General features: G+C 43.1%; 12 protein-coding genes. 3 read left to right on the top strand and 9 right to left on the bottom strand.

Features of this window, described 5'->3' with window-relative positions; translation table 11 throughout:
- Nucleotides 1-5: 5 nt before the first annotated feature.
- A complete protein-coding gene (locus B4Q04_RS19650) occupies nt 6-311 on the top strand; it encodes a hypothetical protein (protein ID WP_046287551.1) in 306 nt (101 codons plus the stop codon).
- Nucleotides 312-329: 18 nt separating this feature from the next.
- Nucleotides 330-536, top strand: coding sequence for a DUF2892 domain-containing protein (locus B4Q04_RS19645; protein ID WP_084724364.1), 207 nt, complete (start codon nt 330-332; stop codon nt 534-536).
- 98 nt (nt 537-634) lie between these two features.
- Here B4Q04_RS19645 and B4Q04_RS19640 read toward each other — a convergent pair whose 3' ends face one another.
- From B4Q04_RS19640 to B4Q04_RS19610, 7 genes are all read right to left on the bottom strand, one after another.
- Entirely contained in the window at nt 635-2,932 is a 2,298-nt protein-coding gene (locus tag B4Q04_RS19640; protein ID WP_088697799.1) for a TonB-dependent receptor, read from the bottom strand.
- A gap of 77 nt (nt 2,933-3,009) precedes the next feature.
- Nucleotides 3,010-3,384: a hypothetical protein gene (locus B4Q04_RS19635; protein ID WP_123772403.1), complete on the bottom strand. Its 375-nt coding sequence runs from the start codon at nt 3,382-3,384 to the stop codon at nt 3,010-3,012.
- A gap of 185 nt (nt 3,385-3,569) precedes the next feature.
- On the bottom strand, nt 3,570-6,932 hold the full coding sequence (locus B4Q04_RS19630; RefSeq protein ID WP_088697797.1) for a VCBS repeat-containing protein: 3,363 nt from the start codon (nt 6,930-6,932) through the stop codon (nt 3,570-3,572).
- Between the two features lie 71 nt (nt 6,933-7,003).
- Nucleotides 7,004-8,872, bottom strand: a complete 1,869-nt coding sequence (locus tag B4Q04_RS19625; RefSeq protein ID WP_088697813.1) for a RagB/SusD family nutrient uptake outer membrane protein — start codon at nt 8,870-8,872, stop codon at nt 7,004-7,006.
- Nucleotides 8,873-8,881: 9 nt separating this feature from the next.
- Entirely contained in the window at nt 8,882-12,373 is a 3,492-nt protein-coding gene (locus B4Q04_RS19620) for a SusC/RagA family TonB-linked outer membrane protein (protein WP_161496092.1), read from the bottom strand.
- A gap of 163 nt (nt 12,374-12,536) precedes the next feature.
- Entirely contained in the window at nt 12,537-13,469 is a 933-nt protein-coding gene (locus tag B4Q04_RS19615) for a FecR family protein (protein WP_161496091.1), read from the bottom strand.
- Nucleotides 13,470-13,741: 272 nt separating this feature from the next.
- Entirely contained in the window at nt 13,742-14,308 is a 567-nt protein-coding gene (locus B4Q04_RS19610; RefSeq protein WP_088697794.1) for an RNA polymerase sigma-70 factor, read from the bottom strand.
- A 425-nt stretch (nt 14,309-14,733) separates the two neighbouring features.
- Here B4Q04_RS19610 and B4Q04_RS19605 point away from each other — a divergent pair, with 425 nt between their 5' ends.
- Nucleotides 14,734-18,906, top strand: a complete 4,173-nt coding sequence (locus B4Q04_RS19605) for a two-component regulator propeller domain-containing protein (RefSeq protein ID WP_088697793.1) — start codon at nt 14,734-14,736, stop codon at nt 18,904-18,906.
- A gap of 115 nt (nt 18,907-19,021) precedes the next feature.
- Here the strand turns inward: B4Q04_RS19605 and B4Q04_RS19600 are convergent, their stop codons facing one another.
- On the bottom strand, nt 19,022-20,923 hold the full coding sequence (locus B4Q04_RS19600) for a RagB/SusD family nutrient uptake outer membrane protein (RefSeq protein ID WP_013994768.1): 1,902 nt from the start codon (nt 20,921-20,923) through the stop codon (nt 19,022-19,024).
- A 21-nt stretch (nt 20,924-20,944) separates the two neighbouring features.
- Nucleotides 20,945-24,259, bottom strand: a complete 3,315-nt coding sequence (locus tag B4Q04_RS19595; protein ID WP_088697792.1) for a SusC/RagA family TonB-linked outer membrane protein — start codon at nt 24,257-24,259, stop codon at nt 20,945-20,947.
- Nucleotide 24,260: the final 1 nt, after the last annotated feature.

The following is a 24,260-nucleotide window of genomic DNA, read 5'->3' as shown; positions in this document are numbered from 1 at the left end:
AAAAAATGAAACTACTGATCGTAACCGTTGTGGAAGAATTCGAAAAGGAAATTCTGCGACTCTTTAAGGAGGCAGGCATTGAGAGCTATAGTGGTTCGGACATAGATGGGTATAAAAATGCCACGTCAACGCTCCGGACATCAAGTTGGTTCCCCAGTGAAAAAGGGGGAGTGGAATCGAGTATGTTCTTCTCCTTTACCGAGGACGGGAATATCGATGCCCTGTTCAAACTTATCGAAGCATTCAATCAAAACCTGGATACCAATAACCCCATAAAGGCGGTTGTGGTTCCTATTGAAAGATCTATTTAATCATTAAAACGTATTGCAATGTTAAACACATATTTTAGGGTAATTGTAGGGACCATGGTCTTGCTAAGTGTGGCCTTGGCCGTGTATGTAAACATCAACTGGTTGTGGTTTACCGTATTTATTGGGGTAAACCTGATACAGTCGGCGTTTACCAAATGGTGTTTGTTGGAAACCATCCTTGTAAAACTGGGGATCAAGAAGGAAGGCAAAGGCTGTAAGATGTAAGTCGCCCTGGCATCGGGCCCAACCGATGGCATACCCCTAATAAAAATGGCCTCGCCCTATATCTCATAGGGCGAGGCCATTGTATTTGTCAGAGGGTCTTAAAAACGGTACTGTACAAAGGCCGATAGGTTTCTCCCCGGATCATTGATCGGTACGCTGCCAAAATCCGCCTGGTTGTTAAAGGCGAAGTTCAAGTGGTTGTGGTAGGTGGTATCGAAAACATTTAAGGCGGCGACCCCAATGGTTATATTTTTGAAGGGAATGACCCCAAGGCGGATATCCAAGGTATTGTAGCCATCCGTTTCGGTTTCCCCAAAGGAAGAAGCAATGTGGTCTTGTTTTGAGGTTAAGGTATAATTGGCGTTGGCCCAGAATTTTTCCTTCTCAAAGCCGAGTTTGAAACGAGTGGTCAAAGGCGGCACCAAGGGAAGGGATTCGCCCAGGTCTTTATTCTTGGCATAGACATAAGACAGCTCGGTGGTAAAATTGAAATCAGTTAGAAAGTCAATACCGGCGTTCACTTCAAACCCGGTTTTATAGGCATCGTTTAAATTCCGAAAGACCTTAACGCTTGTGGGTTCTTGCATGGGCATAAACTTTCGGCTTTGGCTGGGATCGATAAGGGCTACTATATAGTTTTTATAGAAGGAATAGTAAAAAGAGCTACCGTAAGTGAATTGATCCCAACCCTTGCCTTCCAAGGGAATTTTTCCTTTAAAGCCCACTTCGAATTGATTGTTGACCTCCGCATCGAGATTGGGGTTGCCCACATATTCATAGGAGTCTTGCCCCACGCTAAAGTGGTTGATAAAACGTTCGATCATATTGGCGGAACGCACCCCTCTTCCGTAGGCCACTTCCATTAAAAACTGACTCGAGAGGGCGTATTTTACCGATGCCGTACCGCTGATGTTGTGTTCCGTGCGTTGATCCAGGTCGGTGTACAGCGCGGCAAAATCGGCTTCGGGGTCTTTGGTTTCCGATACTACCCCATCATAGCGCAAACCTGCGGTTACTATGGTCTTAGGGCCAATGGCGTATTTCCCTTCTAGGAACACGCCAAAATCGTCGATATAGGAATTTTGCCAAACCTTATCGGTAAATTCCATGGGGGTGTCCAAGGGCCCCATAGCATTTTGTTTTACCAATCTTGTACGTTGTCCGTCCCGGGCAATATGGAGCAAGTCGACCCCGGTGAACAGGTTCAGGTTTTTCCTAGGTTTGAGTTCCAATTCCACTTTTCCCCCGGCGGTAACCGCATCTACGGCGGAAACGGCATCGACCATCATAAAAGTAGGGCGTTGGGCATTGGTCATCAAGTGGTCGACATAGCTGTAATAGGCCTTGGCGTTTATCCCTCTAAGTAGCCCGCCCTGGTTTTGTAGGCTGTAATCGAGGGAAAGGATGGAACTGTTGTCCTCTTCCGTATCCATGGGGAGTCCGGCATGCAATACGTCCCTTCCGTACGACTGTCGCCAATGGGCCTGTAGGCGTTGGTTTTCGGTAAAGTTATAGCCGAGTCGCAGTCCGTAATCCAAGCTTCTGAAGGAGGAAGGGATCTCGGTGCCGTCGCCATCCTCGTAATTGCCAAAATCCCTAAAGCCTAGGTTTCCTACCACATCGTACTTCTCCGTGGCCTGTTGTATGCGGGCCATGGAGACCAATGAATTGCCGTTGCTTTCATAGCCCCCTTGAACACTTCCGCTCAGGCCATAGTCATCAATGCCCGGTTGTTGGGTGACCAAATTTACGATACCGCCAAAGGTGGCGCCGTAGCGTACGGTATAAGGGCCCTTAATGATCTCAATTTTTTCTATTTCCTCCGGAATGACGTGGGTGGTAATAGGGTCCATACGGTTGGGGCAGGCGTGCATGGCCTTGGTACCGCCATCAAACTGTACGTTGAGCTGTTCGTACTGCGAAGCCCTGAACGAAGGGTCAATGGCATAGTTGCCTCGTTTGATGAGGGAAAAGCCGTTGAGGTCGTTAAAGAGGTCGGCCACATTTCTGGGCTGTACTATTTTCTTGACATAGTCGTTGGTGACTACCGCAAATACAGGGTCGATCTTGGCATTACCGGTTACCATTACCCCGTTTACCTCAATGGGCGCCTCTTGCAAGAGAAATATTGTGGTGGTGTCAGAAGGCCCAATAAACTGTTCTATGGGCTTGTAGCCCATATAGGAAATGGTGAGGGTCGTTCCTTCTTCGGGAATGGAAAGTTGAAAATTTCCATCCGCGTCGGTGTAGGTGGCCTTGCCCTGCCGTGGTATGACGTGTGCTTCTGGGAGGGGACTGTTATTTTGGCTATCCAGTACCGTTCCGGTGAAATTTTGGGCCATGCTGAATTGCCCAATGGAAAACAATAGGGATACCAATAGATATTTAAAATCCATAGTTTAATGCTTTAAAATGATGTATAATGATGTTTTCGGAAGCCTTGAAGCCTCCGGAATAGGAGTGGGGTATCATTTTAGACCCTAGGCGGATGCTTGATGCGGTCCATCAAACGAAAGCGGTAGTTGTCGGTATAGGTCACATCAAAAGTAGGGGTAAGCGGGGTAAAGGGAAATTGGATCTCGGAAACGGTATGTAGAAAGAGTACCGTTTCGATTTTTAGAAAATCGAGGTTGATGTCATCGTTTTTGTCGTTTTCGCTGGCGATCATTTGGGAGAGGGCACATTTTCCATCGCAGTGCAATTCCGGTTTATTCTTGTTTTCGCAAAGGGTTTCGATAAAATTTTCGGTGAACAGGGTATAGTAGCCTATGGTCCCAACAATCTTTAAGCTACCCGCCAGGGTTATGGCCAAGAATAGAAGCGATATGACAAGTTGAGATGGTTTCACTTGACAAAAGTAGGGGCAAGTTTTGGTTTGGAAAGTGACAAAAGTCACCTTCTGGCCAGATTTTCTAAAAATATAGGATAAAAGAGTCCGATTTTAGGGAAAGCAGCTATAGGTTTTGGATAAGGTTGGGGTTTGGGCTAGTTCTTAATTAGCGATAGCATTTATCAAAGGAAGAATTTTCTGTGTCAATTTTTGTTCGGTTGGGATTGGAACTTGTTTGCATTGTATATATATGCCCCAAGAGCTTGGTTGTGTATACCAATAAGCAAGAGGTCTTTAATTTTTATGGCACTCTGAACCTCTCCTGAAATGGAGAAACCTGACTCCCTTTGAGGTACATAACTGAAGTTTCCATTACCGTCACCTAAGAGTAATGTGCCATAATTGGCATCGAATTTCCCTAGGCGAAGTTTGTATTGTGAGCTGTTTCCGAACAATAATAAATCTGTATTTCCATCAAGGTCGATATCTTCTACCAAGCTTGTGTTGACCGGAGAGTATTGTGCTTCAATTGGTAATGACCCCAATTCTAAAGTGTTTTCAGGAGTGCTTAGCAACAAAGTGGTTTCCATGTGGTTGGCCGAATGTATTTGGGCTTGTTCAAGTTCTTTTTCTGATAATATATCATTAATGCTGGCATTGGCATACGATGCATAGCTATTAAACTTACTTTTCAAATGGCTCAGTTGCCCAAGCATTTCGTCACGGGTGATGTACGGAAAACTTTGTCCTTGGATATAAAATGAGAATATGGGGTCGATTCCCCCATTTTTGTCAAAATCGGCATAGAGCAAGGTAGCAGGTTCTTCTTTGGATACTTTGAACTGTGTATTTGTACCCATATTGCCGATGATAAGATCGGGCTTCCCGTCATTGTTGAAATCACCCGTATTTATGGTGTTCCACCAACCACTGAGATTCGATTGTATGAACGATGTAGTGCGGTTGGTCAACTTGCCTTGTTCTAGTTTAAAAATAGAAACAGGGGTCCATTCCCCTACAACTACCAATTCTTTTTCAGTGTCATTGTCTAAATCGACCCATATGGCGTCGGTAATGATACCTAAGTTCTTTAATTCGGGGGCAATTGTAGAGGTTTGGTTTTCGAAGTTTCCATGGCCGTCATTGATTAAAATATAGCTTTCGGGGATGATAGGGTATTCTCCGGGTACAACTCTGCCCCCAATGAATACATCGGGGAAACCATCGTTGTTTATATCGTTAATGGCCACGGTGCCTTTGCTTCCGGCCAAGAATGGAATTGCTTTTTCCTTCCTGGTAAAAGTTCCCTTACCATCTCCCAGGTATAATCTATCCTGTAATTCAACAGATGTATTCTTATAAGAATGATATCCGGCACTAGTCACCAATAAATCGATGTAACCATCGTTGTTGGCATCAAATAAAGCAGCTTTGCCATCTTCATGGATTTTATCGTCTTCAATGGCTTTGTTGGGAATTTTTTTGAAAGTGCCCTTCTTTTTCTGAAGATATATAGTGGCGGATTCATTTTTGGCCCCTCCGATAAAAACATCTTCAAGACCATCATTATTAAGGTCTCCCTTTAATAGGGTAGGACTCAAGTTAGAAATTTTAGAGATAAGGAGTGGCTGCCTTTTAAAATCGTTTATATCATTAGATGAACAGACTTGCGCAATTGGGGAAGTTGTTTCTGAAAACCACGGACTTTCTTTCTTTATTTTTTGGGGAAGGTCTTTTGCGGCGTCTTTCTCTTTAATATATATCGTATTGTTTGCTGGGATATTATAATAAACTTTTTGTTTGCCACCATTCCATTCCACCCTTAAAGAATCGATTTTGTCTATGGAATTCAGTCCAAAATGAATTTTATCGGTAACCGAGGACAAATAACCACGCGATGTTATTTGCTCAACAACTTGAATATTGTTATTGTCGTACAAAGTAATTTTTGTGCCGATACCAGCGGTATTTCCACCTTCCCCTATAAGTTTGATCTTAAGGTGGTTATTTGCGGCTGTGTTATTTTTATATATGAATGCCGGTTGATTAATGTTGTTTACGATTAAATCTAAGTCGCCATCATTGTCTAGGTCTGCATATGCTGCGCCATTGCTGTTGGAAGCTTTTTTAAGTCCAAATTTCTTTGTGACATCTTTAAAATTAATTCCGTTTTCATTTAAGAACATATAATTAGAGACATCGGAAGAAGGCATTTTTTGGATAATTTTTAAAACGTCTTCGCGCTTTAATTTTCCTTTTTGTTGCACATAATTTTCCATGTAATTAATGAAATCAAGATTGGTGTAATCTTTTAAATACCCATTGGTTACGTACAAATCTTTTAAGCCATCATTGTCAAAGTCTGCAACTAAGGGCGCCCAGCTCCAGTCGGTGTTGGAAATACCGGCAATCTGGCCTATTTCACTAAAAGTGCCGTTGCCGTTGTTCAGTTGGAGCATGTTTCTCATATATTGGTAATGGAAACCGCTTCTGATGTTTAAATCGAATTTTTCATAATTATCAGGGGCTAACAGTAGTTTCTGGCGCGCATTGTCTTCAGGTAGCATATCAAGGGTGATTATATCTTGCCATCCGTCGTTGTTCACATCGGAGATATTATTTCCCATGGAGAACTCGCTATTATGTCCTATGGACGTATGAAGTGTATTGGTAAAGGTGCCGTTGCCATTGTTGAGATACAGATAATCGGGTATGGCGTAATCGTTCGATACGTAAAAATCCAATAGCCCGTCATTATTGATATCGCTTAGTCCCAATCCCAGGCCATAACTAAGTTCGGAGCCGTTAATGCCCGACGAGGTCGTTACATCCCTAAAATACCCCTTATCGTTTTTATAAAGCCGTAAGCCTTTTAAGGTATCGTCGACCTCCAACATTTTTTTGGTCATTACCTCATTGAGGATGGGAAGTGACTTAGGGTTGTGGTTAAGAAGTAAGGCATCTAGATCTCCATCTTGATCATAATCGAAAAAATAGGCTTGATTGCTAAAGGCTTCACTGGCTAAACCATATTTTTCGGCTTGCTCTTCAAATATGGGAATTCCTTGTTCGTTGTTACCAAGATTTATAAAAAGTTGGTTTTTTCTTTTGTGGGAGGGTAATGCACCCGAATAACATATATAGAGGTCTAATTTGTTGTCCCCATTAATATCAACTGTAGTTACACCCGTTTTCCATGGGCCGGATCTTCCCTGATTCTTGGAAATGGCGGTAGCATCCATAAAATTAAAATCGCCCTGATTTATATAAAACCTGTTGTCTCCAATATTTGATGTAAAATAAAGGTCATCTAGGTTATCTTGATTAAAATCGCCTACGGCCACGCCTCCGCCATTATATAGGTATTCGTACATCAACACATTGACATTCAGGTTTTCTTCCAATGAATTTTGAAATAGAACATTTGTTTCTTCGGGAGGCAATAAGGAAAACAAAGTTTCAGTTGGCTCAGGGGGCGTATCTTTTTTTTGATCTTGGTCTTTGCAGGAAACGAAGAAAAAACAAAGGAAAGCTAGACCGTAAAAGCAAGAAGAATATCTAAGCATAAAAGTGGGCTATAAGTGAAAAATCTACCCTAATTCCTAGGGTAGATTTTTTTATTGACTTCAAGTAATAACTAGTATCCAGGGTTTTGTATGAGTAGATCGTTTTTATTCACTTCCTCCCTGGCTATGGGCCTATAGTACATTTTATCGTCCCACACCCTAATTTCCTTATCCGTATTGTTTACGACCTTGTAGGTATAGTCGTAGACGTCTTTATCGTGCTTATAGGGTTCGTGTGGCGTGGCGCCAGGTTTAAGGGTTGCCTTGATGTTTATACCGGTCACGGGTCTTCCAACCGTCTCTTCTGGAATCAACCATCTTCGGGCATCATGGTACCTGTGCTCTTCGAACGCGAGTTCAATACGTCTTTCGTTTCTATACCGTTCCACTAAAGCGGCGCCCGTATCGGTCACCTCGGGCATGCCTACACGATATCTGATTTTGTTCAGCCAGGCTAGGGCTTCGCCTTCTTCCCCTGTTTCTATACAGGCCTCTACATAGTTCAATACAACTTCGGTATAGCGTATAAATGGCCAAGGTATTTCTTGGGCGTTTGAAAGGTTGTCCGCTAGGGCAGGGTTGGGGTCGATGAATTTTCTAAGGTTATATCCGGTAAAGCTACCGTTCCAGTTTTCAATCGTCGATGAGCGGGTATCCAAGCCGTTAATGGTACCGTCGGCACCTTCATAATAACCGGTTTGTATTTGATTTACGGGATCTAAAGGAGCAACGTCCGATGGACGTGGTTTCCAATCGGCGCCATCATAAAGAATCGTCGCATAAAACCTTGGGTCCCTGTCCGCATAGGGATCTTTGGCGTGCTCGGGGTTGTCCCAGTCAAACTTAGATCCGTCCATCATTTCGTAATCGTCGACCAGCAATTGAAGGGGGGTGTTTGTCGACCAGTTATGGTATCCGTTAGGCCCATTGTTCAGGCCAAAATTGATTCCGCCCAAAGGCCAAACATCTTCTTGTTTATAATCGGCCGAGTGTACGCGTTGAAACAAAAGCTCTACGGCCGCCGAGGCATCCCCTACGGTACTTTTGCCGCCGAGGTAAACAGAGACGTAATTTTGTTTCCCTTCTTCAGGGGACACGGGGGCCGCTAGATCTAATTTATATCCACTTGCGGCATCCATTACGGCTTTTGCGGCAACTTTCGCAGCCGTCCATCTGGCATTTTGGTCTCCAGACGTATATGCGATAAGGTCTAGGTTCGAATAACCGCCCAAAACGGCAGAGGCGGCAGAAGCTTTGTTGCCATCGTGCAAATCACTTGCGGCATAAAGTAGTACCCTGGCCTTTAGGGCCATGGCCGCTATTTTGGAAGCCCTACCTGGTCCGGTCTCTTTTTGGTCCAACAATTCCGCGGCCTTATCGAGGTCGGCAATGATAAAGTCTGCCGTTTCGGAAAAAGTGTTTCTTGGAACCTTATAGTCCTCATTAAGTTCGTAGGCGACTTCGATTAAAGGGACACCACCGTAAAATCTCCATAATTGTTGGTAGTAATAGGCCCTTAAGAAATAGGCTTCACCTAATAATTTGTCCCTGACCTCGGCTTCAAAATCGGTTTCGGGCAGGTTGGCGATGGCCATATTGGTTTTGCGGATGGCCGCATACATATCGTCCCATTTATAAGTGGCACTGGTAAAACCTAAGCTCCCAGGGGTTTCGGTTCCTTGAGTGAAAACCTCGTTAAATCTACCGGCATGGGTAAATAGGGATTGGTCGGTTATATTGGCAAGTCCATTGTCTTCGAAGCCACCGTAGCCTAAAGATGAGTAAGCCCCGAAAATAGCGGCCTCCGCTAAGGCCGGGTCACTCCATGCAGCATCGGCGGACACTTTGTCTAACGGCTGTGTTTCCAAAAAATCTTCAGAACATGAAGCCAGTATCATCATACCTATTAAAAGGTAACTTTTATATATAATATTTTTCATGATCATTTTTTAAAAAGTTAAACTGAACCCAGTGTTGATTACTCTCGCTTGTGGGTAAATCCTACCATCGCCGGAATTTGATTCTGGATCGTAAATATCACTTTTTGCAAAAGTGAACAGGTTAAGTGCATTGACATAAACCTGAAATTTAGATAGCCCCAAAGGCTGGATAAATTTTGATGGGAAATTATAGGCTAGCTTTATATTCTTTAAGCGGATATAATCCTTGTCGAACAGAAAGTAGGTGTTATTGCCAAAATTGCCACCGGTGTAATAGGTATCCCCACGATTGGCAAGGCGAGGGTGAACGCTGCTAGGGTTATCTATCGACCACCTGTTCTCGTAACTGTATTCCAAAAAGTTTCCGATTTCCCCAGATTCTGTTTGAATTGGAACGGAGGCACCTGTAGCACCTTGGAAAAGTAATGAAAAGTCGAAGTTTTTATACTCGGCGTTGAACGTTATCCCAAAATTGAATGTAGGATTAATGCTTTCATCCAATCGTTTTTGATCGTCCGCGTCGATTTTTCCGTCGTTGTTAATATCCTTGAACTTCATGTCACCTGGTTTCAATGTCCCGGTAAGTTGACTGTAATCAAGGGTGTTGGCATCGATTTCCGCTTGGTCTTTAAAAGCCCCATCAGAAATATAGACCAAATGTCCAAAAATTGCCTTTCCTTGTTTTAATTGATATTGAGGATCTCCGGGGTTGTCGTCCCAGTTTACCACTTCACTTTGTGCATAACCACCATTGACACCAAAGTCGTAGTTGAATCCATCTTGCTTACCTCCATAGTAGGTTAGACTAAATTCATAACCGCTGTTTTTTACTTCACCTAGGTTGACAGGAGGTAATAAGCTGTTGATACCCGATGATGCAGGGGTAGAACCGGTTTCTTGAATCAAGATCTTGTTTCTTTTGTTCAAGAAATATTCAAGTGTAAAGCTCAAACTGCTGTTTAAGATGATACCATCAAGACCTACGTTTAAGTTATTTGCGCGCTCCCATGTAAAGTTGGGATTGGCCAACAAGGATTCTTCGAGGGTAGTTGCGACACCGGTACCTATGGGATATTCCCCAAGGTTGTAGGTAGATAGGTAGGCATACTCCTGTAGTTCGTCGGCATCGATTTGTCCGTCGTTGTTTGAATCAAAAGCTACTTGGTCGTTACCCATCTGACCATAGGAACCTCTTAGTTTTAAAAGGTCGATTCCCTTTACATTGAACCATTCTTCGTTGGTGATGTTCCAACCCGCTAGAAAACCAGGGAAGAAGCCGAACCTATTGTCTTTTGAGAATATATAGGAACCGTCATAACGACCGATAAACTCTGCCAAGTACTTTTCTTTATAGTTGTACTGTAAACGACCATAATACCCTAGTCGAGTCCTATTGTATCCTCTTCCATCGGTAATTTGGCCTTCCTTTCCACCGGCGAACAGCTGATCTACGGTAGGGGAAATGAAATTTTGACGATAGGCCAAAAAATTCTCGCCTTTAAAGGTTTCGTTGGTAACCCCTACCAGTGCACCAATGGTATGGTCGCCAAAAGTTGTATCGTAAGAAAGTAAACCGGTAAGGTTTATATTGAGGATATTGGTTGAAGATTGCGTTAATCGCGCATCGGTAAACGGGGATTTGACGTTCTCCGTAAGTACCGGATTTCCAGTGGCGATGTAATCGGCTCTGTTCAAACTGTATAAAGACCAAGGGGTTTCCCATAACTTTCTTCTTGCATTGCTTTGGTCGACACCTGTTAAAAGCGTGGCTTTTAAACCTTTTACCCATGGAATTTCTATGTCTACCGATGCCGTTATCTGTAGGTAGTCGGTAGGTTGGCTGTCGTACCCCGTGGCGTTGGTTGCGATTACGATTGGGTTTTGTCCGTTCTCAATATCGGGGCCTGGTTCCCCGGTAGGCCATATGGCAGGCTCGGTAGGCCGACCTCTCATCAACATCCTAAATATGGCATTTGATGATTGGGTAGGGAACTTTCGGTCTTCCTTTCTATAGGCAAAACCTAGTTTTGTGCTGATATAGTCGTTAATCCTTGCCGTTGTATTGATCCTAAAATTGTATTGTTGGTAACGGTTAGCGGAATTTTTATAGTAGGCGTCTTGGTCTTGGTAACCGATGGAAGAAAAGAATTGAACATTCTCGCCACCCCCGCTTATAGATAAATTATGTCTGCTTTGTAAGGCCCAATCCTTGAACGCATCGCCAAACCAATCGGTGTTGGGGTATAGGTAATCGTCTTGTCCCGCTTTGTATCCCGCTACATCCTCCGGACTATAAACGGCACTGGCTTCCGCTTCGCTATTTGGTGATTCGTAAATGCCGGTGTTTCGAATGGCCGTTGATGCGGCTCCCCATTCCGCACTGGGAATGTTGTTATAAATACGCAATTCATTTACAATGTCGGCGTATTGGACCGAACTTGCCATTTGCGGTATTACGGTGGGTTGGTTATAACCAAAATCGGCATCATAAGTGACCGAAACCTTTCCTTTTTTACCTTGTTTTGTGGTAACGATGATGGCTCCGTTAGCGGCACGGGCTCCATATATAGCGGCCGAGGCATCTTTTAAAACAGATATGTTCTCGATATCCAAGGCGTTCAATCGGGAAATTCCCCCATCACGATCAGGGATACCGTCAATAACCACTAAGGGTGAATTGTTGCCTATTGTGTTGGTGCCACGTATCGTAATATTTGATTCATCATTTCCCGGTTCACCACTTGTCTGTACGATCACAACACCAGGCAAGCGACCTGCCAAGGCATTTGAAACACTGACTGCCGGGGATGATTCCAAGACTGCACCTTTTACCGCTGTAACGGCACCGGTGACGGTTGCTTTTTTTTGCGTACCATAACCTACCACAACCACTTCTTCCAGTTGGGCCGCGTCTTCCTCGATACGGATGGTCAATTCTTTTCTGCCGTTCACCGGAACTTCTAGGGTCTTATAGCCTAGATAGCTAACAATAAGAATGGCATTGTCATTTGCTTCTAGGGAAAAATTTCCATCAAAGTCCGTTGCCGTTCCTGTCGAAGTATTTTTTATAATTACACTAGCCCCCGGAACGGGAATGTTATCTTTATCCACAACAACACCTGTTATGGTTTGTTGTAAACTGGAGATTAGTAGGTCGTTAATTTTAGCGGAGGTCAGTGCTACCGGATTCTTATTTTTTTGTAATAGGTTTTCAATTTTTTCCTTGAGTTCAATATTGTCTTTAGGAAATAAAATGATTTGATCTCGTACAAAGGAGAATCCGATTCCTGTATTTGCCAATAACAGGTTTAACGCATCGTTTAGGGAGGCATCCTTTACTTTAACCGATGCTCTTCGGTCAACATTGACAATACTGCTGTTGTAGAAAAAACTGTAATCACTTTTACTCTCTATTTCTGCTAAAATCCTTTTTAATTTAGCATTAGAAATATCAAGGGAAATACTTTGGGCATTTAAATCTGATGCAAAAACTTTGAACAAAGTGATACAAGTTAATACCATGTAAATTTTCATAATCCGTAATAGAGGGATTTTTGAAAAAAAAAGTGTCTTTTTTTTCATAATTTTGGTTTAGTTTATTTATTTACTTACTGAGTTAAGCTAAATAATAGCCCAAGGGGAAGTGTTACAGCACTTTCCCTTTTTATTTTTGTATGTCTAGTACTACTTTTTTTTCTTTTAAATGACAGTTTATGGGAGATGATAATTCAAGTAGGTATATGGCCTCTTCTATAGATAAATTGTCAAATGTACCCGTATACCTATAGTCGAAGATTTCTTTTGATTTAATCTTGAATTTTACGTCGTACATTCTTTCCAAGCCTTTAATTACTTCTGTAAACGGCGTCTCATCATAAATAAGTTTACCATCTTTCCATGAGACATGTTCTTCGGTATTTACTTTATCTATAATCAGTTGGTCGTCATTTTTAACATAGGTGGCCCTTTGCGACGGATATAAAAAAACGGTTTTGTTGTCTTCCCTTTCAACAACTTCGACCTTGCCCGTGACCAATGTTGTTTCTATATTGGAATCTTCTGGATATGATTTTACATTGAATGTTGTACCTAGAACTTTTATATCCATTCCTTCATTGGTCTTTACTATAAATGGAGCTTCTTTATTCTCGGTTACGTCAAAAAATGCCTCCCCTCTTAAAACTACTTCTCTCGTCGACCCAATAAAATGGGTAGGGTATGAGAGAACACTGTTGGAATTGACCGTAACAACCGTGCCGTCAGAAAGAACAACTTTCTTCTTTTCGCCAATAGATGTAGTAACTAAGGTTATTGCATTTTCAACATTTGAGATTTCATTGTTCAGATGGGAACTGGAGTAAAACCAAGTTGCAGCTAAAATCGAAACTACCGCGGCATATTTAAATACCCTGATATATAGTTTTTTTCTGTTGGACACTTTATTGTCTCCTCTAATTGCTGCAGCTACATGGGTGGCTTTTAATCTTTGAAATTCCTTTAGTGCTTTAGGGTTTTTTAATAAAAAATCTATAACCTCCTTTTTCTTAGAATCGTCAAGATGTCCTTCAATCAATCTTAAAATATCCTTTTTGTTCATATTAGTGGGGCATCTTTTATACATAGACGATAAAATCAAGACCATCCCCTATACGAATGAGTGTTTTTTTAAAAATAATATGTAAAAATCTGATATTCAATATTATAAATAAAGAATAGGGCAATGTGGTATGTAGTGTTTCGCCAATGGGCTTATATGCGACAGTAGGCTTGTTTATAATGAAAGGTGTATTCTTGTTTGCTTAAAAATGGTGGGTAGAAGGTTAAGGGATTATAGAAGATAGGTAATATCGATGGTTTAAAAACCAGACTCTAGAAAAAATCCTTGAAGCAAACCTTTAATTTTTTTAAGGCCTTTGAAATATGGTTTTCTATAGTTTTTGTGGAGATTTTCATGTCGTGGGCGATTTCCTTATGCTGTAAGCCCTCTAGTCTACTTTTGATAAATACCATCCTGCATTTTTCAGGTAGTTTGTTGATTTCCCTTATTATTTGAGATTCTAATTCCTTTTCTATTATAGCACTAGAAGGATCATCGGATAGGGCATGAAGATTGAGGAGGTTTTGTTGCTGGAGCATATTGGATTCTATTGCTAGAATATTCTTTTTTGCCCGTAAAAAATCCAAGCAACCGTTCCGGGTCATTTTATAGATATAACCCGTGAGATTTGAGATGGAAGAAAGATCATCTTGTTTTTTCCAAAGTTTTAAGAAAACATCATGGACTATTTCTTCGGCATCTTCTTTTGAGGAAGTATAAGAAAAGGCGAAGAGGTATAGCTTTTGGTAATACAAATTGTAGAGAATCTCAAAAAAATCTTGATTTTCAGATTGCTCAATCGCTATGGAATGGTTTTTTAAAGAGGGTTTTGAGACCATTAGCTGTGGATGATGATTTGTCAATATTATGAATAAATATTGATTAATTTATGATTAATTTATGAATATTTTGTGTACATCATAAAATTGTTGTTTGTTTCACCCTAAAAAAACAATTGCAAAAAACTATTGTTTAGTATCGATCGACCATCAGGAAAACGATGGTGTTTTATGGGAAGATAGAGTCACCGCTACCAAAATTTTCTAAGAGGGTAGCTCGTTGGAAATATGAAGAATCATAGTATGAAAAGCCTTTAAATGAGAAAAAAATATAGGCGTACTTCCATCTCAACTTATAACAACGGAATTCTCGCCAAATATTGAAAATTAATGGCGATTTTAGTGTGGTTCTAACGCATCTTTTCGTAGATTTTGTCGGTTAACTAAAGGGGCCGTTTACGGACCTGTCAAAGTAAAATTCATACATGCCTATCACCAAACATATTTGTCTTTTCCTTTTCCTTATCTCCTTTACATTGGAGGCTCAGTTCAATACCCTAAAATTCGAAAATTTTGAGACCCCTGAAGGCCTATCCAGTAGTACCTGTTCCGAAATATTTCAAGACAGGGAGGGCTTCCTTTGGTTTGGTACGATTGACGGACTCAATAGATACAATGGCTACGAATTTGAAATCTTTAGGTCGGTGCTAAACGATACTACCTCCATCAGCAACAATAGAATAAATACCATCACCGAAGATAAGTACGGAAAACTATGGGTGGGTACCAATAATGGCCTGAATGTCTATAATAAGGAAACCGATAAGTTTACCCTTATCGACCTCTATGGGCCATTGTCTTTGTCAACCAGTCCGAGAAAGATCATAAACGATGTCGAGTACGATGCGGTCGGCAACGCCATTTGGGTGGCTACGGAAAATGGCGTGGTTAAAATAGACCTGACCGATGCCGATAACCTGCACAACGAAAAATTCTCATACTATTTAAACGACACCACCAATGATAGGTCCTTAGATTCCAATGGTGTAAATGCCATTGTAATGGGTAGGGAAGGCGAGTTGTGGATTACGACCGATGGCCAATATCTCAACGAATACAACCGGTCTAAAGACGATTTCGACAGGGTCTTTATCGATAGCGGAAACCCGTATGAGCTCAACCATATTCCTAAAATGGTGTTTATTGACGACGATGGGGATTTTTTGATAGGGAACGATATGTCGGATATGATATTTTGGATACGCGAGAAAAATGAATTCCAACACCTTTCCTTGGCCGATTCCCATATTCCCGTAAGCAATATTTATCAAGATGATAAGGGGGTTTTCTGGTTGTCTACCGATGGCCATGGTATCTTTCTTTACGACAAGAAGAAGAAGGCCATAACCCGGCAGATAACGAACAACCTTTTTGACCCTTTCTCCTTGGCCAATGATAAACCGTCTATTATATACGAAGACCGTGATGGCATTTTGTGGATCGGGAGTTACGATAAAGGGGTGAGCAAATTAGATCCTTCAAAATATTCTTTCGGCCATTATTACTACCAACCCAACGAGGCGAACGGACTAAGTGAAAAGATCGTACAGTCGGTTCTGCAAGATTCCAAGGGGAGGATATGGCTCGGGGCCTACAATGGTGGACTCGATCTGTTCGATGAAAAAAACGAGTCGTATCGGCATTACGGGAACGTCCCCGGCGATGAACGGTCGCTTTCTTCAACCAAGATTTTGTACACCTTCGAGTCTTCCGATGGCAAAATATGGATCTGTACCCTAGATGGGGGACTCAACAGTTTTGATCCCGAAAAAGAGATCTTTACGCGGTACGAGCATAATGTGTTCGACCCGAAATCAATAGACCAGAATTCCGTATGGGCGGGCCTTGAAGATTTTGAAAAAAGAATATGGATCGGCCTGCGTACCGAAGGCCTCAACCTGCTGGATCCCAAAACGGGCACGTTTTACAAGTACAAGAATACGGCCGTAAAGGACATTGGATTGACGAGCAATATTGTCTTGTATTTGTATGTCGATTCCAAAAAGCGCTTGTTGATTGGAACAACACTGGGCCTGAACGTAGTAGCGCTCGATAAACTTCAAGAGTTTGCACCGGAGGAAATTGATTTTGAAAGGGTCAATGAAGAGGGCGTAGAGGGCAATAGGATCAACTACATTACCGAAGACCACAAGGGCAATATTTGGTTGGGCACCGACTCGGGAATCTTTGTCCTTGACGATACCTTGAAACGGATAAAATCGTATTCTTCACATGACGGACTTCCCAATAATCTAGTGGTAGGCCTTGAGGAAGACGATAATCACAATTTTTGGATTACCTCAAAAAGTGGACTTTCATTTTTAAACCCTGAAACCGATGAGATTAGAAATTTCAATGTACACGACGGACTTCAAGGCTCCGAGTTTCAGACCAAATCGATTCATAAGACCAAAGACGGCAGAATATTGGCGGGGGGAATCAATGGCTTCAATATCTTCCACCCCGAAAATATAAAGCTTCCGGCCGATGTAAAGCTAAATCCACTGATCACAAGCTTTAAGCTCAATAACAAAAAGGTGGTCAAGGGCGATTCCATAAACGGACGGGTCTTGATCAACAGTGCTTTGGATTCTATAGGGAACATCACACTCAAATACGATGAAAACTACATCTCTTTTGAATTTGTAGCCCTGTATTTTGAAAATCCGGAACAAGTGCAATACGCGTATAAGATGCACGGGCTTGACGACGACTTTGTCAATATAGGCAACAATAGGGTGGTGAACCATTCCAACCTACAACCTGGAAATTATGTCTTTGAGGTCAAGGCCTCGGTCGACGGCAAATGGGAGAATGCCGGTTCGGCCAAATTGAACATAGAGATCCTGCCGCCTTTTTGGAAGACGTGGTGGATGTATCTCATTTATGCCATTGCCGGCGGCTTGCTCATTTGGGCCATTATGTACTACTACACCCAAAAGGTAAGGGAAGACCAAAAGCACGAACTGGATCAAATGAAACTACAGTTTTTTGTAAATGTTTCCCATGAGTTCAGAACGCCATTGACCTTGATCTTGAACCCGGTAGACAAAATACTTTCGAGCATTAATGAGTCAAGTCCGATGATGAACTCGGCACAGACGATCCAACGTAGCGCCAGAAGGTTATTGCATTTGGTGAACCAGCTCTTGGATTATAGAAAGATGGATGTGGGCATGATGCCGCTTCAGCTTGAGAAAGGGAATATCGTTGCGTTCTGTGAAGATATTTTTATGCTCTTTAAAGATCTGGCCGACCAGAAGGACCTAGCTTATACGTTTACTTCCGATGCAAAGAATATACAGGCCCATTTTGATTTGGACAAGGTGGAAAAAATAATCACCAACCTCATTTCCAACGCCATTAAGTTTACGCCGCCAGAAGGGACGATCGATGTTTCCATCAACAAGGTCACCCAAAAGGTAACCACTTATGATTCGTTCTTTTTCTCTAGGGAAAAAATGGGCGATTATGTAGAGATCGTGGTTAAGGATAGTGGTAGAGGACTTGATAAGGTGCAATTGAAGAACATTTTTTCAAGGTTCTACAATCTAGATCCCTCGAAGACCGGAACCGGTATCGGACTGAACTTTAGCAAAGCCTTGGTTGAAATGCACGGTGGTGATATTTCGGTGGAAAGCCAGGCCGACAAAGGAAGTAAATTTAGGGTTCGCCTACCATTGAACCTCGACAAGGAAGCTATGGAAACGGAAAATATCAAGAACGAATTCCGTATCAACTCCATGAAGGCCGTTGAATACGAAATGCTGACGACCAATGAATTGGTGGCCGCCAAAGATTTTCAGGAACAGCCCGACGATAAAGACCGCCCAACGGTACTGGTGGTCGAAGACAATAAAGAGCTGCGTACCCATTTGGTCAATGACCTAAGGGAGTTCTATCAGGTAAAACAGGCCGCCAATGGGGAAAAAGGACTCAAAATGGCCGAAAAGCATTTCCCCGATGTTATTATAAGCGATGTAATGATGCCCGTCATGGATGGCTTCGAGCTTTGTAAGAAGTTAAAGAATGAATTTGAAACCTGCCATATTCCCGTATTATTGTTGACGGCCAAAAGTCTTGACGATGATAGGATAGAAGGCTATCACAGTGGTGCGGACGGCTATTTGTCAAAACCTTTTGTAACGCGGGTCCTCATTGCCCGGATAAACAATCTTTTGGAAACAAAAAAGAGACTTAGACAGCGGTTTTCGGAAATCGGTGGTATTTTTCCCGCTAGTGAGGTCACCTCCAATAACATGGACGAGGTGTTCTTGGACAAGGTAACGAAAACCATTTTAGACAACGTAGGGGATATGGACTTTAAACAGGAAGACCTTCTCAAGGAATTGGGCATTGGCCGTTCACAACTCTATCGAAAGATAAATTCCCTTACGGGGAAAAGCCCAAGCCACTACATGCGTACGGTACGCTTGAGGTATGCTTCCGAACTATTGAAGGAGAACAAGTATTCCATAAAGGAAGTCTCTTATATGACCGGTTTCAATTCCACCGCATATTTCAGTAAAACATTTCGTGAACTATTCGGTGTTACCCCAACGGAATTCATGGAGCAAAAGGAAGCCCCAAAGGAATAAGCCATCTGGGCTTGGGGGCATTAAAAAAAAGCAGCTGTACTTTCCGTACAGCTGCTTTAGTCAATAACTCAAAACTACAAAACAATTTTTCTACCCAACTCGCAGAAAAACAATATTACCACCCCGGGTTTTGTACTAGTGCGGGGTTAAGTTCTATTTGATCCGTTGGTATGGGATCCACATAATTCTTTAAGGTCCAGTTTCGGTTACCGGAAGGATCAAGGATCAAAGCTCCCGGTTTTGTGGTGGCTATACCTGAATAGGTAGATACACTCTGTTCCGATTGGGTCAACCCGTAAGGAAATGCCCCGGCTACGTAAATAGGGTTTCCTGGATCTTTAGGGTTTAAGGCCGTTTCGTATTCGGTACCTTCGATATAGGTAAGGCATACGTTTTTGTTTAGGGTTTCTATGGCAACATTCCAGCGCTTAAGGTCGTCAAAGCGGAAGTTTTCCCCATTTAATTCTATGGCGCGTTCACGGCGTATCTCGCCCAACATGTTCAGGTCAGGGAAAGGGGCGATCAAGGCATTGGTCAATGGGGCCACACCGGAGCGCTCCCTAATTTTGTTGATCGAGATGTCTAGATCTCCGTCAGAGATGGTACCACCGTTGATTTCACAGGTTGCTTCGGCGTAGATGAGCATCACTTCCGCCAAACGAATTTGTGGGTAGTTGTACGACTCTTCCTTGGTTTCCCGCAATCTGTACTCCGTGGTAAATTTTCTTCCTTGGTAGCCTACGTTTCTGGCACCACCGGGAGAGGTCAGTTGAGGTACGTACCTGTAGTCGTAATTAATACCGCTATCTTCAAAGGCAACACCGTATTGGGCCCCTCCGCCATTGGTATTGGAACCCCATCCCCAGTACTGCTTCAAGGGTTCGTTTACGAAACTCTTTAAACGGTAGTCCCTATTCTCGAATTCGGAGGCCATATCGTCGTATCCTTCAAAAACATCGGAGTGCTGTACGGGTAGGCCATCGGTACAAAGGTACATGTCCATCAATTTTCTACTCGGACTGACGGGCTTGGCATGGGTCAGGTTCTGATTGATCTTTCTTAGGGTGAAATCATATACCGTTTGAAAGATGAACTCCTTATTATCGGCTTTTGAAAGTCCGGCCGGGTTCGAGCCCCCATCTTCTAAGTTGAACAAATAGAAGAGGTGTTCTTCCCCAATGGCATCGCGTTGGTCCCATAATTCATAGGCACCGCTATCCATAACTTCCTTGGCGGCTTGCTTGGCTCCGTTGAACATCTCCGCTATAGAGGGGTAATCGGCGGGTTTGTTTGATCCGGCCCCTTCACTGGTTCCGTCGCCATCGGTGGCTGCACCCACGTATTTTTCCCAGGTAGCTTCGTAAAGAAGAACACGGGCCTTAAAAGATTTGGCGGCTTCTAGGGTAAGTTTCCCTTGCTTGTCATCTGCCAAGTCGTTTTGGGAAGGCAGGTCGCCTATGGCCTGGTCAAGATCTTTCAAGATTTGGCCTACCACTTCATAACGACTGTTTCTAGGGCCGTAAAACTTTGAAATGCTCTCTTCTGAATCCAGGTTGAACGCTTCGGTCGCCAAGGGCACACCTCCAAAGCGTTTTAGTAATAGAAAGTGGTGCCAGGCCCTAAAGAAATAGGCCGTAGCCACAGATTCGGCTATTTCCGAAAACTCTCCAGGATAATCCGCCGCCTTCTCTATGAGTTGATTGGGGGGGCGCAGGTAGGAATAATTGTCTTCCCAAATATCATCGCTTGTCGGGGTAATGGAATTTCCTTGGCCGTATAGCGGGTCGCCCGAAATGTTTCCCGAAAGGTCGGAAGATTCATCCCCGTAGTCAAAGCCCAACCGGGTGTAGAACAGGTTGGCGGCACTGGTAAATTGCTCGGGGGTCTCAAAATAGACCGCTTCACTTAACGAATCTTGGGGGAGCTGTTCCAAATAATCTTCACATCCTCCTAAAAACACTGCCGAGAGCAGTAGCATCAGGTATGATATTCTTGAATTTAATCTAATATTTTTCATCTTATTGATCTTTAATGGTTGTTAGAATGTTACTTCAAGTCCTAATAATACCGTAGAGGTATAGGGTACGGTGTTTCCTTGGTTGGCACTGCTGCCCATTTCAGGATCCATACCATCCTTAACGTTCGAAATGACAAAGAGGTCGTTTCCGGTAACCGATAGTCTCACTCTTTCAAGTCCTGATTTGGCCAATACATCTTGAGGAAGGGAGTAGCCCAAGGTCAACACCTTGGCGCGTAAATACGAAGCTTTGATAACGTTGATGTCGTTAATGTGACCGTAGTTCCAGTTTTTCCTTTGACCATTGTAAAAGCTTGCAGGATTCTCCGCATTGGGGTTGTCTTCTGTCCAAGTAGTACCCAAGAAGGCCGAGTTTTGGTTGGTCCACCAGCTTCTAAAGGGGTAGGCCAAGGCTCCTTCGCGAACGATGTTCTGCTTTCCGACGCCTTGAAAGAAGGCACTGAAATCGAAACCTTTGTATTCTAACCCAAGGTTGATACCATAACTCTTATGGGGATTGGCATCACCAAAGTAAACGAGGTCGTCTTCATTGATCACCCCATCTTCGTTCACATCAATACGGTTTACCGTACCGGGCACCAGACGGTCGGCACTTCTATAGTTGGGCAGAACCGTACCGGGTTTCATTTCCAACTGATTTGCAGGATCTACAAAGCCATATTGGTTGTAGTAGTTTAAAACCTGTTCTTCTGTCTGTAAATAACCATCGGTCTTATACGTGTAGATTGCATTAAGGGGTTTTCCTTCAATGATATTGGCATCTGATCCACTCGATTTGTTTACACCTAATTTGATGGCTGTAGCACCTTCCATACGGGTTACCTCACTTTCACTGTCCCAGGCCATTACGCCAATGTTGTACTTGAGTTCCCCGATTTGGTCTCTCCAGTTCAAGGCAATCTCCCAACCATTGGTCTTAAAATCACCACTATTGGTCTTTGGTGCCGATGCCCCAAGAATTTGAGGGTAGGTGATAGGGATAAGCATATCGTTGTTCTTTCTTGTGAAGTATTCGGCATTACCGCTCAAGCGACTGTTCAGTATCGAAAAATCGATACCGAAGTTGGTCGTGGCCACGCGTTCCCAGGTTCTTTCCGTTGAGGTAAGCGAGGCAATTCTAGCGGTATTGGCCAAAGCGGGGCTAGCACCGAAAATTGTGGTTCCAACGGTGATGTTCGAAATGTAGTCATATGCACCGATACCGGTTACCGAACCCGTTTCACCATAAGAAGCTCTCAGTTTTAAGTTGTTGAAAAAACCATCTTTCATAAATGCCATTTCAGATAAACGTATACCTGCCGAGGCACTGTAGAAATTTTTCCATCTATAATCGGGGTGTAGTCGCGAAGAACCATCCCTACGTCCCAAGACTTCTAAAAGGTAAATTCCATTATAGTCGTAGTTTAATTTACTGATATACGATACAAGTCCCACGGCATTACTTCCCGAGTTAAAGGTATTTCCGTTGGCATCTTTTGGCGATCCCCCGTTCACTTGGGTGGTAACATCACCGGTATTGATATCGTCTAGCTCATCGGAAGCCATATTGCTTCGTGACTGAAAGTACTTATAGCTTTGCTCTTCCTCTGCTGTCAAGCCCAAAAGGAAACCAATGTTGTGTTTCCCGAAAGATTTGTTGTAATTGGCCTGTATGACATGGTTTTGAAACATGATTTCCGTTTCGTAAATCTTGACCCCTGAAGTCAATAGGGTAGTAGGGGTGTAGCTGATATTGCCTTCCCAGTCGTACATGGTTACAGAGGTGGTCCTTTCGGTTTTTCTACCGTTTCTAGAACTGAAATTACCGTTGTATTTAAGTGATAATCCGTCTACATACTTATCTAGGTTTAAGGTAACCACACCGCCTAAGCGGAAAATTTCCTCTTTGTTTCTGATACGTCCACCTTCGTCAAGTTTGGCCAATAGGTTGTTGGCACCAAAGATATCGTAGTATTGTCCTTGGGGGTTGTACAAAGGGAAAAGGTACATATCTTGAACCCCGTGTCCCACACCTTGGGTGGGTTCGTCTACCAATCTATTGTCATATGACACGGTAAGTTCGGTCTTTACCATATCGCTCATCTGATAGGTAAGGTTGGTTCTGAAGTTGTATTTTTTGGCTCCATCATATACAAAGGAAATGGGCGAACGCTCGTTGGCATAACCGATGGAACTTCTATAGGTCGCATTTTCACTACCCCCGGAAACCGAAAGATCATGACGTTGCGATAGGGTAGAGCCGTAAACCGCATCGAACTGGTTCACATCGTCAAACCTATGCTCTTTGGTCAACCAGAAATACGAATCAGGGGCCATGGGTAGGGTGCCGTCAACAATAGAGACCAATTCGTCCCTTGTGAAAAAGCGATAGTTGGGGGCCGCCTGTTGTGTGATACCATCGGTATCTACGTAGCTGATTCCGTCATTGTCACCTGCCCGTAACCATAGTTGGGCCCATTCTTGTAGGTTGGCCGTAGGAAAATCGTGGGGAATGTTCATTTGGGTCTCCCCTTTGTAATTCACTTTCATTTTACCTTGTTTCCCTTTTTTTGTGGTAACCAAAATAACCCCACCGGCAGCTTTGGTACCATAAATAGCGGCAGCACCATCCTTTAATACGGAATACGATTCTATATCATTGGCATTTAAGGTGGCAAGTTGCCATTCGGGTATTTCTAGACCATCTAACAAAATGAGGGGCCCAATGTTGTTTACCGAAATATCACCCCGTATCTTAATGTTGGTGCCTTCGTTACCTGGTCGTGAAGAGGTACGGGTAACGACAACCCCCGGTACTTCACCTTGCAATGCCAAGGCCGCGTTGGAGGTTCCTTTACCTTTCATGATATCGTCACCTTTTACTTGGGTAACCGAACCGGTAAGCGTCGCTTTTTTCTGCGTACCGAAACCTACGACCACGACTTCCTCAAGGGCACTGACATCCATGTCGAGTGCGACATTGATCGTGGTGTTATTCCCTACCGTTACTTCTTGTTTTGCGAACCCGATAGAAGAGAATACGAGTACGCTGTTGGAAGAAGCGACCTTTATAGAGAAGTTTCCATCAAAATCGGTCGTTGTTCCTGTGGTCGTTCCTTTTATAATAACGTTTGCCCCAGGAATCGGCATACCGTCTTCAGAGGCGGTTACCGTACCTGTAACGGTCAGGTCTTGAACAGCCGTGATGTCAAGAGGGCTAATACTGCTTGTCGCAGCATATAAATGCGTAAATGTACCGCTTATCAGAAACCCTAAGATTCCTAATAGACCGGCAACATACTTAAGGTTGGCTCGAAATTTTTTCAAAGTGGTCATA

The sequence above is a fragment of the Zobellia sp. OII3 genome (assembly GCF_002211465.1).
GTDB classification, from domain to species: Bacteria; Bacteroidota; Bacteroidia; order Flavobacteriales; family Flavobacteriaceae; genus Zobellia; species Zobellia galactanivorans.
The sequence above is the reverse complement of the archived record's forward strand: the minus strand, read 5'-3'. Positions and strand labels throughout refer to the sequence as shown.

Coding starts and splice junctions, on each gene's coding strand:
- B4Q04_RS19650 (WP_046287551.1), top strand. CDS start 6: ATGAAACTACTGATCGTAACCGTTGTGGAAGAATTCGAAAAGGAAATT.
- B4Q04_RS19645 (WP_084724364.1), top strand. CDS start 330: ATGTTAAACACATATTTTAGGGTAATTGTAGGGACCATGGTCTTGCTA.
- B4Q04_RS19640 (WP_088697799.1), bottom strand. CDS start 2,932: ATGGATTTTAAATATCTATTGGTATCCCTATTGTTTTCCATTGGGCAA.
- B4Q04_RS19630 (WP_088697797.1), bottom strand. CDS start 6,932: ATGCTTAGATATTCTTCTTGCTTTTACGGTCTAGCTTTCCTTTGTTTT.
- B4Q04_RS19625 (WP_088697813.1), bottom strand. CDS start 8,872: ATGAAAAATATTATATATAAAAGTTACCTTTTAATAGGTATGATGATA.
- B4Q04_RS19615 (WP_161496091.1), bottom strand. CDS start 13,469: ATGAACAAAAAGGATATTTTAAGATTGATTGAAGGACATCTTGACGAT.
- B4Q04_RS19610 (WP_088697794.1), bottom strand. CDS start 14,308: ATGGTCTCAAAACCCTCTTTAAAAAACCATTCCATAGCGATTGAGCAA.
- B4Q04_RS19605 (WP_088697793.1), top strand. CDS start 14,734: ATGCCTATCACCAAACATATTTGTCTTTTCCTTTTCCTTATCTCCTTT.
- B4Q04_RS19600 (WP_013994768.1), bottom strand. CDS start 20,923: ATGAAAAATATTAGATTAAATTCAAGAATATCATACCTGATGCTACTG.
- B4Q04_RS19595 (WP_088697792.1), bottom strand. CDS start 24,259: ATGACCACTTTGAAAAAATTTCGAGCCAACCTTAAGTATGTTGCCGGT.